This is a genomic window from Alkalicoccobacillus plakortidis, assembly GCF_023703085.1.
Taxonomy (GTDB): domain Bacteria; phylum Bacillota; class Bacilli; order Bacillales; family Bacillaceae_D; genus Alkalicoccobacillus; species Alkalicoccobacillus plakortidis.
Map to the genome: position 1 here is coordinate 19,487 of NZ_JAMQJY010000007.1, position 12,820 is coordinate 32,306.

Genomic DNA, 12,820 nt, shown 5'->3' on the forward strand with positions numbered 1-12,820 from the left:
AATAGTCCGATTTTAGTGTGGACACTTCTTAAGTACCCTCTTTTTGTTCATCTAAACGTCTTTTTTCTGATAAAATAAAAAAGTACATAAAAAATGTGAAACTTTTTATTAGCCGGTACGTAAACGGTACAGATTGAAGCAGTCAGGGGTATTGCTATGGACACATTAATCAGGAAATTGATAATAGAAGTGAAAAAAGGGGATACAGAATCCTTTAGTGAACTTGTTGAGTTATTTAAAGACAAAGTTTATCAGGTAGCTTACCGGATGGTTGGTCATCCCCAGGAGGCGCAGGACGTGGCCCAAGAGGCTTTTTTACGTGCCTATACGAATCTTGATAAATTTGATATGAATCGCAAGTTTTCAACTTGGCTGTTTCGGATCGCAACAAATGTAGCGATTGATCGTCTCAGAAAGAAGAAGCCAGACTTTCATCTTGAGGATAAGGTGAAAGGAACGGAAGGTTTAACCTATGAGTCGCAGCTTGCAGCTGATCAAGAGCTGCCTGAGGATCAGGTGGTAACCTTGGAGATGCAGGAATGGATACAATCAGAGATTAATCAGCTGCCGCTTAAGTATCGGTCGGCCATTATTCTTAAATACATGGAGGATCTCTCACTTAAAGAAATTAGTGAAATCCTTGATATGCCCATCTCAACCGTAAAAACGAGAATTCATCGTGGGCGAGAGGCACTTAGAAAACGAATGAGGAATGTATAAAGAAGGAGGCATATTTTTATGTCGTGCGAGTCACATGTACAAGGCTTAATTCATAAATATTTAGATGGAGACGCAACGGAAGCAGAGAAGAAAGAACTCTATCTGCATGTTGAGACCTGTGAAGAATGTGATTTGCATCTTCGTGAGCTAAAGAAAGTTATTGCGTTCACACAAAGCGCATCTCATATAGAAGCTCCTGCTAACTTTACAGATCAGGTTATGGCAAAACTGCCAGCTAAAAAGCAATCATTCAAATGGAAAAGTCATATAAAAAAGCATCCTATTCTGGTTGCTGCTGCTATATTCTTTTTATTAATGTCAGCATCTTTTTTCACATCTTGGTCAGGTAACTCAGAAAAAGTAACCGTTTCTGGATCAGGGAATATTCAAATTAACAAAGAGACCGGTGTTGTGACGATACCAGAGGGTGAAACAATTGAAGGAGATTTGACCGTTCGTAATGGTCAGCTTGTGGTAGAAGGTAATATTAGAGGGGATGTTCTTCTTGTGAATAGCAAACCTTATTATGCATCTACCGGGGAAGTAGCTGGTGAAATTGAGGAAGTGAACCAAGCGCTAGAATGGGTTTGGTATAATACAAAACATTTCTTCAGCGAAGTAGTATCGGTTTTTGATAAAGATGAATAACTAAGTAGTTAAAAAATCTTCACCTAGATGGTGGAGATTTTTTGTTGCGAGCCTGTTATACCACAGTTTTCCACATCTTCTCATGCCACTTCTGTCTCAAATAGTGAGATTATATGGTATAATGAGGCAGCAATTGTCGTATGGTAAGCATATAGAAAAGAGGACAGGCTATCTTTTTGTCATGTTCGTATGTTTTGAGTAGATTGATTTGTTTGGAGGAAAGGCAATGCAGGCTATGCTTCCGTTTGATTTGCCATTTGAAAATGTCGGATGGCTGAGTTACTTCGGCCAAATTATTGATATATTGCTTGTGACGTATGTGATCTACAAGCTGATTATGATTATAAGAGGGACCCGAGCGGTTCAGTTAGTAAAAGGAATTACGGTTATTTTGATTGTATGGTTTATTAGTGGGTTCTTTGGGCTAAGGACACTTGAGTTTATTATGTCGCAAACGCTCACCTATGGACTGCTCGCGATTATTATCATCTTCCAGCCAGAGTTGAGAAGAGGACTTGAGCAGCTTGGTAGAGGTCGTTTTTTTGCTAGTCGAACAACGCCTAAAAATGAGCCAGTACAGAAATCAATAGATGCCATCATTAAATCATGTACATACATGGGTAAAAGACGGATCGGCGCTCTGATCTCCATTGAGAGGGAAACCGGTTTAAGTGATTATGCAGAAACGGGAATTTCGATGAATGCAGATCTTACGTCTGAGCTTCTCATCAATATTTTTATACCCAATACACCACTTCACGACGGAGCTGTTATCTTAAAGGACCAAACGATTCTGGCTTCTGGCTGTTACTTGCCTTTGTCTGAAAATCCATTCATTTCAAAGGAATTAGGGACAAGGCACCGTGCTGCCCTTGGGGTAAGTGAAGTGACAGACTGTATTACCATTATTGTCTCTGAGGAAACAGGGAATATTTCTGTGACAAAAAATGCGGATCTTCACCGTGATTTGTCGGAGGAGCAGCTACGTGAAATTTTAGAAAAAGAAATGCTCTCTGATGACAAGGCATCAACTCAATCACGCTTTAAGTGGGGAGGTAAGAAAAATGGATAGGTTGTTCAATAGCCATTGGTTTGTACGCGTCATCGCTTTTTTTGTAGCGTTAATGCTATTTGCCATGGTCAACCAGGACAACCTTGGCAATCAGCCGAGTGTGCTGCCGACCATTAGCAACAGCTCTTATACACTTGAAGAAGTTGAATTACAGGTCAATTATAATGAGGATGAGTTTGTCTTAACAGATGCCCCGTCTACGGTTCAAATTAACCTAAGTGGGTCAAGAAGTGCACTTGCGTACTTTCAGATGATGAGACCAGCTTATGAAGTGTTTGTCGATGCAACCGAGCTTGAAGAAGGTACACATCGTGCCCAGATTCAATACCGTGGATTTCCGAGTGAACTATCGGTTTCGGTCACACCAACTACCGCAAACATTGAGCTTCAGGAAATCCAGACCTCTTCTTTCCCGGTTCAGGTTGATCTAATTAATACGGATAATGTGGAAGAAGGCTATACAGTTGGAACCCCCATTGTAACGCCAATTAATGTTGATGTTACAAATGCCAGAGAGTGGCTCTCGTATGTCGAATCTGCAAAAGTATTTGTAGATATGGATGGTGCAGATGGTACAGTGGAAGACGAATATCCTGTACATATTTATAACTCTGATGGTTTAGAGCTTGAGATGGATTCAAATCCGAATTTTGTTTCGGTAAGAGTTCCAGTTACAAGCCCGAATAAAATGGTTCCCGTTAACATAAAACGCACAGGTAAACTTAAAGCTGGATTGAGCATTGAAAATATTGAGCTTGAACCAGGTGATGTTACCGTTTATGGGCCTAGTGATTATATTGAGAATCTGGAATCATTAGGTGGGGTTGAAATTGATCTTAGCAAAATTGACGAATCTACCACTGTAGAGCTTGAAATCCCGGTTCCAGAAGGGGCAGAGCGTGTGGAACCGGAATCCATCTCAGTAGATGTGACAGTTGGCGAAGAGGAAGAACGTGAACTTTCAAGTGTTCCGTTAACCATCATGGGAACATCTGATGATAAAACAGCTGTTTTTCAGACGGAACAGCCCGCTTTAATTAACGTGACTGCTTTTGGAACAGAGGATCAATTAAACCGTATGAGCACCTCTGACTTTCAGGCATATGTTGATATTAGTGAGGCATCTGCAGGGAATAAGGAATTGCCAATTGAATTTAATGGACCACAAAATATTCGATTTGAAACAGAAGACTCAGATGCATTACTGACAATAACGGATGAGTCGGAGTAGCAGAGTCGAAGGAGCGATGACAATGGGAACATATTTTGGAACGGACGGTGTCAGGGGAGTAGCCAATACAGAGCTTACTCCCGAACTGGCCTTTAAATTAGGAAGAATAGGCGGGCATGTCTTAACGCAACACAGCGAAGGGCAACCACGTGTATTGATTGGTAGAGATACAAGAATCTCAGGGGAAATGCTCGAAAGTGCCTTAGTGGCCGGACTTCTTTCTATCGGAGCAGAAGTTATGCGACTCGGTGTAATTTCGACGCCAGGAGTAGCTTATTTAACAAAAAATATTAGTGCGGACGCAGGCGTTATGATTTCCGCTTCACATAATCCAGTACCAGACAACGGAATCAAATTCTTTGGACCGGACGGATTTAAGTTAAAGGATGAGCAAGAAGCCGAGATTGAAGCTTTACTTGATGCAGAAGAGGATACTCTTCCTCGCCCAACAGGTGGAGCACTTGGTCAAACGAATGACTATTTTGAGGGTGGACATAAATACATTCAATTCCTTAAGCAGACAGTAGAGGAAGACTTCACAGGAATTCATGTGGCGCTTGATTGTGCAAATGGAGCGGCATCTACTTTGGCGCGCCATATATTTGCTGACTTAGATGCAGATATCTCAGCCATGGGAAGCACACCAAACGGAGTCAACATCAACGAGGACTGTGGATCCACTCATCCAGAAAAGCTGGCTGCATTTTTACAAGAAAAAGAAGCAGATATCGGCTTAGCCTTTGATGGTGATGCAGACCGTTTAATCGCAGTGGATGAAAACGGACAAATCGTTGATGGCGATAAAATCATGTATATCTGTGCGAAGTATTTCAAAGAACACGGACGCTTAAATAACAGCACCGTTGTCACCACAGTCATGAGTAACCTAGGCTTTTACAAAGCCCTTGAAGAAGCAGGCATTGATACCAAACAAACAAGTGTCGGTGACCGATACGTTATGGAAGAAATGCGCAAAGGTAGCTTTAACCTAGGTGGAGAGCAATCTGGACACATCATTTTCCTTGATTACATCACAACAGGAGACGGAATTTTATCTGCCCTGCAATTGGTAAACATCATGAAAATGACCGGCAAAAAACTATCCGAGCTAGCAGAACCAATGCAAGTATTCCCACAGCAACTGGTTAACATTCGTGTAACCGATAAGCATGCTGTAGAAGACAATGCATTAGTAAAAGCAGCGATCGAAAAAGTAGAAGAAGAAATGAACGGCAACGGACGTGTACTCGTGCGCCCATCCGGAACCGAACCACTTGTACGCGTGATGGTCGAAGCGGAAACCGAAGAAAAATGTAACCAATTTGTAGAAGACATCGCAGCCGTAGTACGTGCTGAGATGGGATTAGCAGAATAAGCCATTATAAATAGAGAACCGTCCTCTTGCCCATTTTGGGTGAGAGGACGGTTTTTTTGTGTTTGGCAGGAAAGAGAGAGGGGATTCAAGAATACCCTAAACATAATGGAGGTGGATAACAATGATTAGACTCTTAAAATGGGGAGCGATCTTGTTATTTTTATTCGTCATACTTATACCGGTAAGTATTTGGGGTTATGTGTCGTATCAACTCAACTCAATAGAAAACCAAACAATAGATCAACTGCTTCATGAAGGCTATTTTGATGAAGAAATGATGGCAGTAGAAGGAACATTTAAGTATGGGTTAGGTTTCACTGCAGAGGTCTATTTTAAAGACGAACCACACGTCAATTATAACTACATAAAAAGAGGTGAAGAGATCATTAATTCAGGTCCATATGAAACACTTGAAGCATATAGTCCAGAGCCCAAACGGTTTACGCAATGAGCGGGAAAGGAGGGACTATGAGCTTTCGGAGCATAAAACATATCTCTACTAAAAAGCTTGGTACCAAAATCATTAGGAACTATAATAAAAGGAAAACCTAAGGAGAATTTGATGAATAATCCAATTAGATGCTTGCTCCTCCTATCACTTTTGCTCTTATCCGGTTGTTTTAACGACTCTAGCTCTGTAAAGTCAGAATTAAATTCCACCGCATGTTCTGAATTTGATCGAGAACCTTTTGTTTTTGTTAAGGCGGTTGAAAGTGTGGACTTACTTGCACATGTAAAAATCGGCGAACTCCACGCGGTAGTTGATGACTATGGTATTGTTGCACCGATTTTTCAAGTAGAGATTTTAGACGTTTTAAAAGGAGAACCGGTAGAGGGAACGATCACGGTTTATCAGGAAAAAGAATGTGATTTCGCCCTTTTTGAAGAGGGAGAAGAATGGGTTCTCTTCTTAAATGAAATGGATGGCGACATTGAGGCGGACTATGGGATTAAAGGGTCAAAATATGGGGTTTTTCGAATTGATGATAGTGTGATTGAAGGATTAAGATAGGGGTTACGAGAAGATGAGGGATCTAAAAACATTGCACAAAATGCAACCAGTAACGGATATTCTGTTTGCGGCTATTGAAGAAAATTATCAAAGGCTTCGATTAATTGTTGAGGGAATGAACCAACAGCTACTAGATTTTAAAGGAAGCACTGGAACAGAGAATAGTATAGCTCAACTAATTAAACATCTATCCTATGTTGATATTCTTTGGCTATATCGATTTAAAGATGAGAGACTACCCGAACATCTCGAAATAAAGTATGGTCCAATGTTAGATCTTACTGGAGAAATACCACTTATTTCAGAAGTGTCGCTTCATGTTTTATTAGAAGAGTATGATCAGGTTATTATCGAACTAAAGGACTTCTGTCTGAGATTATCAGATTCAGAATTAGAAAGAATAGTTGATTATGATGGGGAACAAGTAACTATCCGCTTGGGGCTCTGGCATCTCGCCGACCACAGCAGATACCACCAAGCGCATATCAATATGCTGAAGAAGCAGTATAAGTAATCATTCAGTGGAAGTGGGGAACTAGATGAAAAATCTAACCTATTTTCTATCATTAGTATCAATTGTAATTTTGACTGGCTGTTCCGATAAGGCAATATTTAATAACTCTGCATGTGCAGAATTCGAGATTGATGAGTTTATATTTGATGAGGCGGTAGAAGACGTTGACCTAATTGCTCATGTGAAAATAAACGAGATTGTTGGCATACAAAAGAGCGAACCACCAAGCTGCCATATTCGAAGCCGATTTGATAGAAGTTATTAAAGGTGAAACAGACAAAGAAAAAATAAAGATTTTGCAAGAGAAACAGTGTAGATTTGATCCATTTGAAGAGGGAGAGGAATGGGTCCTCTTTTTAAATGAAACAGTGGATCTCCCAAAAGCAGACTATTGGATAGAAGGATCTCATCAAGGTGTTTTTTCGGTTGATAATAAGAAGATAGAGGGACTTAGGTGATAGAAGGGGAGGTATAGGTGACGCTGGCAGGCCAAAGAGTCGTGATAATAGGCCAAAGTTAGAGCGATAGGCCAAATTGCAAAGGTGACGAGCCTAAATTGAAATCTAACATTCCAAGTTCGCCTCTAATTCGCAGGATATTAAGTTTCCTAGCCCGGTTAATTCAGCTTTGGTTAGTCAGAAAATGAGAAGGTACCTCATCTTTTAGGGGGAATAATATCGTCCAATGATTGATTTGAAAAAGGAAACCCGTTGGATCATAGACTGAGTTTTAAATTAGACCGTTATTGAGTATATAACTCGATGACGGTTTTATATGCTTTTACACAGACCTATCTAGCTACTTTAGAAATCTTAAGGATTTCTTTGCGATTTCTTATGTTTTAATCGTTAAGCTCTGTTCATAAGGAGCTGATGGGCATGATTAAAAGATTGATGACGATAGGTTGTTTTGGGTTAGGGCTATTACTATTTTTAACACCTAATCTTCAAGCTGATAATGGACCGACATTACTGTTCGATCTGAATAAGGATAAGAATCTTATTGAATCAGAGATTAACAAGGCTGTACCTGTTGCGAGTATTTCGAAAATGATGACAGAGTATCTTGTTCTGGAAGAGCTAGAAGCTGGCACGATTGCATGGGAAGATACCGTTCATATAAGTGAGGCAGCAAGTAGCAAAGAGGGTGCAAGAATTGATATTTCGGAAGGGGATGTTGTTTCAGTCCGTGATTTGTATATGGCTATGCTCTTACCCTCTGCAAATAACGCAACAACTGCGTTAGCTGAGTATATTGCTGGTAGTGAAATAGCTTTTACTGATCGAATGAACAAAAAGGCACAGGCACTTGGCTTAACAAATACAAGCTTTGTAAATCCAACCGGGCTTACAGAGATAGATAAAGGAAGTAATCAAATGAGCGCACAGGATGTTGCGCTGTTAGCAAAAGCCTTAATAAATGATTTTCCTAAAGTTCTTCAGGATACATCTAGATCTTCGTATACGCTTGCTTATTCAAATGAACGTGTTCATACAACTAATAATATGTTAACGAAACCTACACTGGCTTTTGATGGACTTGATGGATTAAAGACAGGTTACACAGATGAAGCCGGGTATTGTTTTGTGGGAACGGCAGAAAGGGATGGAAAACGGTATATATCTGTTGTGTTAGGGACTTCACATTACGACTCGCGTTTTATGAAAACTCAGAAGTTGTTTTCACACGCGTTTAATCAGCGGTACGTTCCTTCATTAGAGGCTTCTATTGTAAAGTGGAGAGACGTTGGAATAGCGCTATGGAATGAATCCAAAAATGATATGATAGGGGTGTATGAAACGGATTGAGCTATTGTAGACGTGTAAGTCATAAATATGGTCTGTTGTTTTGCTAGTCTGACGCTTGATCGTGTTGAGATTCGGAGCGGGTTCAGTAAGTTTACTTGGAGTAACACGATGGGATAGTTGTACAATCTTTGAAGGCTTAGTTCTCCAGGCAAACTGTCAGTTACATTATCTTTATGCTGGTGTACCAGGCAAAGTCAGTAAACTACCTTTAAGGAAAGGAAGAGATTATTGGATAAGCGCTACATGAGTTTTGTCTTTAAATTAGCAATGTTTTTGCTGATAAGTGTTTTTCTAACTAGCTTGGCCATTGCTGGTCTTTACTTTAGTTATCGGATGACTTCTTCTTTAGGATATGTAAATCTATTTGATCGAATTGCTGTGGCTTCCGGCGAAACAATATCCTTTTATGTAGATCAATTCTTTGATCTGGTCTTTATTTTATTTTTACTAGGTATTCTAATCAGTTTTCTGATGATCAGCCATAGGTATATCCGTTATTTTGTTAAGATTGAGAAAGATTTAGATCAAATGGTCAGTGGACAACTTACTCAACGAGTAGAAGTTAAAGACAATCATGAGTTTGGTCAATTGGCTAGGCAGGTGAATCAGTTAGTTGAAAAGCTTGAGAAAACAGTTTATGAAGAGAGAGTTGCTGAACAATCGAAAACAGAACTCATTACAAATGTCTCTCATGATCTACGAACACCGCTCACTTCAATTATGGGATACCTCAATTTGATTGAAAGGGATCAATATAAAGACGAAGTCACGTTACGCTATTATACGGAAATTGCATATGAAAAAACAAAACAAATGAACACAATGGTGAATGATTTATTTGAATATATTCGTACTAAAAACCCAAAATTGATTCTGAATAAAGCGCATATAGACCTGAAGGAAGTCATTAACCAGTTAGCATCACATTTTTACCTTCAAATGAAGGATGCAAAATTAAATCTCAGGTTGCACCTTCCGGATGAAGAAGTGAAGCAGCTTGTAGATGGAGAAAAGCTTTCAAGAGTCTTCGAGAATATCATTAGTAATGCGATCAAGTATGGATCAGACGCTCCATTTATTGATCTTACTTTAAGTCGTGAACCTAAGGGATCCATAATTGAAGTTCGAAATTATGGAGAGCCTATTTCACAATCTGAGCTTCCGTTTATATTTGAAAGGTTCTATCGAGTTGATCAATCACGCTCTAAAGACACAGGTGGTTCCGGTTTAGGCCTGGCTATTGCAAAGAATATTATTGAATTACATGGGGGATCCATTCGAGTGACAAGTGATCAGGCAGGAACAGCTTTTACTGTAACACTCCCTAATATCGTAGAAAAAACATATGAGAAGGCTCTTAAGGATTAATTCCTAGGGCTTTTTCTTTTTTTCTACAAAGATATATTTCTTTATGTTTCTTAAGATTTTCTTTCTGGTTTCTTTAACAGCTTTTCTTATGATGAGGACATTATAAGAAGTTAGGGGAGATATATAAAATGGAAAGAAGAACAATAGCCATCCTTTTTGGTGGAGTATCAACGGAGCACGAGGTGTCTCTGCAGTCTGCGGCAGCCGTAATTGAATCGATCCCTGCAGCAAAATATCATGTAATAAAAATTGGTATCACTAAAAATGGTAGGTGGTATAAATTTGACGGGATTAGCCAACAAATTAAAGATAAATCTTGGGAGAAAAGCCCGTTTTTAAGAAGAGTTGTGATTAGTCCAGATCATCAAAAGCCAGGATTAATAGTCTTAGATGAGGCGGAACATACCTATCTGCACATTGATTGTTACTTTCCTGTTCTTCATGGGAAAAATGGTGAGGATGGAACCATACAAGGTTTATTTGATATATCAAATGTTCCATACGTTGGCTGCGGAACTCTAAGCTCTGCTCTTTGCATGGACAAGGTATTTGCTCAGCAAATAGTGAAAAGCGTAGGTTTGCGCACTACTGAATTTATTTTCTTTCATCAGCATCAATACTGTTCTCTAGATGTAGAGGCATGGGCAAAGGAAAAGGTTGGGTACCCGATATTTGTTAAACCAGCGAATTCAGGGTCATCGTATGGAATTACAAAAGCATCGAATGACTTGGAGTTACGTGCTGCAATAGAACGAGCTTTTATCTTTGATGAGAAGGTTCTTTGTGAGGGAGCCATAAAAGGAATGGAAGTCGGGTGCGCAGTATATGGTAACGAGTCTCCTGAAACTGGACTGATTGGAGAAATTGAGCCTAGTAAGGAGTTTCTTGATTTTGACGATAAATATCTTTTAGGTGAGATAAAACAATATGTACCTGCAAGACAAGAGCAACATGTGCTGAATAAGGTGCAAGAACTAGGCATTCAAATCTATCAATTATTAGGTTGTAAAGGATTAGCGAGAGTTGATTTCTTTGTTCAAGGCGATGGGGCAATCATTTTTAATGAAATTAATACGATGCCTGGTTTTACGACTTCTAGCAGATATCCAAAAATGATAGAAGCATCTGGCATCTCATATTCTGAATTACTTGATGAATTAATAGAGCTTGCTATTCGCAGGGGTGAAGCATCTTGAACCGGCCAAGAGCGTGGGTAGATATACATCTTGATCGCCTCAATCATAATGTTCAACAAATTAATGCCTTAATTTCTAAGAAAACTAAGATTATGGCTGTTGTCAAAGCGGATGCATATGGTCATGGCTTAGAGCAAATCACCTTAAGCTTACACCAAGCAGGAGTAACATCCTTTGCTGTAGCAACGCTTGAAGAAGCAATTGAGGTAAGGGGCTTGCTTCCTTTTGCAGACATTTTGATTCTAGGTTTTACGCCTGTTCAAAATGTTTATCAGTTAGCTCGCCACAGATTGATTCAAACGGTCTTTTCGGAATGGTATGTAAAATTATTGGCTTCTGCTGCTTGCTCAGCTAGGGTTATGATTAAGGTTGAGATTAAAGTGGACACAGGAATGAATCGAATTGGTTTTGCTTACGATCAGACAAATGTCATTAAAGAGCTATTTTCCTATAAAGATCTGAGAGTGAATGGAATTTATAGTCATTTGTCTGTAGCAGATAGTTTCAAGCCGGAAGACCTCGCTTATACTCAGGTCCAGATTAATAGGTATGAACTATGCTTAAAAGAACTGGATGGGTTTTCGTATGGTCGAACTCATTTGCAAAATAGTGCAGGAATTATTAATCAATCACATCTACAATTTGATTATGTGAGGCCTGGAATTATGCTTTTTGGGATTCCATCTGGTGAAGTAAAAGAAGTAGATTTAAAGCCAATTCTAGAGCTTAAAGCTAGCATCTCTATGATTAAAATAGTTAAGGCTGAAGAATATGTTGGATATGGTCGTATCGTTAATTTCAACGAACCAAGGAAAATTGCAACCGTCTCTATTGGATATGCAGATGGCTATCCGAGAAGTCTATCGGGAAAGGCTGTGCCCGTTTTAGTGAATGGGCAGTATGCAAGAATAATTGGAAGTGTGTGTATGGATCAATTAATGATTGATGTAACGAATATAGTTGGAGTAAGCGAAGAAGATCAAGTAGTATTAATAGGTACAAGTCAAACTAAGAAAATTATGATGTCTACGATAGCAGAAAAAGCTCACACTATTACCAATGACCTCGCATGTCAATTCTCGCTCCGTACGGTTAGACTTTATACATCAAGCAACGAGAAGGATGTGGAAACACTTGTCTAAGCATATATTGATTGTAGACGATGACCATGAGATTGCTCATCTAGTAAGTATTTCTCTCAAAAATGAAGGATTCACAACAATGACAGCAAGTAATGGATTAGAAGCACTTAAACAAATGGAAAAACACCATACTGACTTAATTGTATTAGATGTTATGATGCCTGAAATGAATGGGTTAGAGTTTTGCCAAACAGTTAGACAAAGTCAGGACCTACCTATTCTGATGATTAGCGCCAAATCAGAAGATATGGATAAAATTACTGGGATTATGACCGGGGCTGATGACTACTTAATCAAACCTTTTAATACACTTGAGCTCATTGTGAGAATCAAAGCCTTATTAAGAAGAGCCTACTATTACCGAGATACACCAAAAGATAACACGCTGCTCGAATTAGGGGAGCTTACCATAAATAAAAAGAAATATCAGGCGATCGTTGGAGAACTTGAGATCAAGTTAACCTCAAAAGAATTCGAGATCTTATATCTACTAGCAAGTAACACAGGACAAGTGTTTGACTCAGAAACAATATTCCAACACGTATGGAAGGAGAAGTATTACGATTCAAATAATACGGTAATGGTTCATATCAGTAATTTACGAGATAAGTTGGAGAAAGCATTAGGTTACAAAGTCATACAAACAGTTTGGGGGGTTGGTTATAAGGTTGAATAACTATGAAGAAGTAAGGAAACTCCTATACACGCATTAGAGCCTTCACAACCTATAATTT

Annotated in this window: 14 protein-coding genes; all 14 read left to right on the plus strand. The window is 39.2% G+C overall.

Annotation, left to right across the window (positions count from 1 at the left end; genetic code table 11):
* Positions 1 to 156 precede the first annotated feature (156 nt).
* The 14 genes from sigW to NDM98_RS22525 all read left to right on the plus strand — a co-directional run bounded on the left by sigW (position 157) and on the right by NDM98_RS22525 (position 12,762).
* Entirely contained in the window at positions 157 to 720 is a 564-nt protein-coding gene (gene sigW, locus NDM98_RS22460) for an RNA polymerase sigma factor SigW (RefSeq protein ID WP_251611694.1), read from the plus strand.
* 18 nt (positions 721 to 738) lie between these two features.
* Positions 739 to 1,368: an anti-sigma factor family protein gene (locus NDM98_RS22465; protein ID WP_251611695.1), complete on the plus strand. Its 630-nt coding sequence runs from the start codon at positions 739 to 741 to the stop codon at positions 1,366 to 1,368.
* Between the two features lie 226 nt (positions 1,369 to 1,594).
* Positions 1,595 to 2,440, plus strand: a complete 846-nt coding sequence (gene cdaA, locus NDM98_RS22470; protein ID WP_373370441.1) for a diadenylate cyclase CdaA — start codon at positions 1,595 to 1,597, stop codon at positions 2,438 to 2,440.
* On the plus strand, positions 2,433 to 3,671 hold the full coding sequence (locus NDM98_RS22475) for a CdaR family protein (protein WP_251611696.1): 1,239 nt from the start codon (positions 2,433 to 2,435) through the stop codon (positions 3,669 to 3,671). Before cdaA ends, NDM98_RS22475 begins: the two co-directional genes overlap by 8 nt.
* Before the next feature lie 22 nt (positions 3,672 to 3,693).
* Positions 3,694 to 5,046 (plus strand): phosphoglucosamine mutase, encoded by a 1,353-nt coding sequence (gene glmM, locus NDM98_RS22480; protein ID WP_251611697.1) that lies wholly within the window; start codon positions 3,694 to 3,696, stop codon positions 5,044 to 5,046.
* 121 nt (positions 5,047 to 5,167) lie between these two features.
* The gene (locus tag NDM98_RS22485) at positions 5,168 to 5,497 is read left to right on the plus strand and encodes a DUF3139 domain-containing protein (RefSeq protein WP_251611698.1); all 330 of its coding nucleotides are present in this window, start codon (positions 5,168 to 5,170) and stop codon (positions 5,495 to 5,497) included.
* 111 nt (positions 5,498 to 5,608) lie between these two features.
* Positions 5,609 to 6,058 (plus strand): hypothetical protein, encoded by a 450-nt coding sequence (locus NDM98_RS22490; RefSeq protein ID WP_251611699.1) that lies wholly within the window; start codon positions 5,609 to 5,611, stop codon positions 6,056 to 6,058.
* Between the two features lie 13 nt (positions 6,059 to 6,071).
* Complete coding sequence (locus NDM98_RS22495) at positions 6,072 to 6,572, plus strand: DinB family protein (protein ID WP_251611700.1); 501 nt, start codon at positions 6,072 to 6,074, stop codon at positions 6,570 to 6,572.
* Positions 6,573 to 6,597: 25 nt separating this feature from the next.
* Positions 6,598 to 6,837 carry a hypothetical protein gene (locus NDM98_RS22500; protein ID WP_251611701.1) on the plus strand — a complete coding sequence of 80 codons (240 nt, stop codon included), beginning with the start codon at positions 6,598 to 6,600 and terminating at the stop codon, positions 6,835 to 6,837.
* A gap of 613 nt (positions 6,838 to 7,450) precedes the next feature.
* Positions 7,451 to 8,380: a D-alanyl-D-alanine carboxypeptidase family protein gene (locus tag NDM98_RS22505; protein ID WP_251611702.1), complete on the plus strand. Its 930-nt coding sequence runs from the start codon at positions 7,451 to 7,453 to the stop codon at positions 8,378 to 8,380.
* 228 nt (positions 8,381 to 8,608) lie between these two features.
* Positions 8,609 to 9,748 (plus strand): sensor histidine kinase, encoded by a 1,140-nt coding sequence (locus NDM98_RS22510; RefSeq protein ID WP_251611703.1) that lies wholly within the window; start codon positions 8,609 to 8,611, stop codon positions 9,746 to 9,748.
* Positions 9,749 to 9,876: 128 nt separating this feature from the next.
* Entirely contained in the window at positions 9,877 to 10,944 is a 1,068-nt protein-coding gene (locus NDM98_RS22515; RefSeq protein WP_251611704.1) for a D-alanine--D-alanine ligase family protein, read from the plus strand.
* Positions 10,941 to 12,086 carry an alanine racemase gene (gene alr / locus NDM98_RS22520; protein WP_251611705.1) on the plus strand — a complete coding sequence of 382 codons (1,146 nt, stop codon included), beginning with the start codon at positions 10,941 to 10,943 and terminating at the stop codon, positions 12,084 to 12,086. The genes NDM98_RS22515 and alr overlap by 4 nt, the downstream gene beginning before the upstream one ends.
* Positions 12,079 to 12,762, plus strand: coding sequence for a response regulator transcription factor (locus tag NDM98_RS22525; protein WP_251611706.1), 684 nt, complete (start codon positions 12,079 to 12,081; stop codon positions 12,760 to 12,762). The genes alr and NDM98_RS22525 overlap by 8 nt, the downstream gene beginning before the upstream one ends.
* Positions 12,763 to 12,820: the final 58 nt, after the last annotated feature.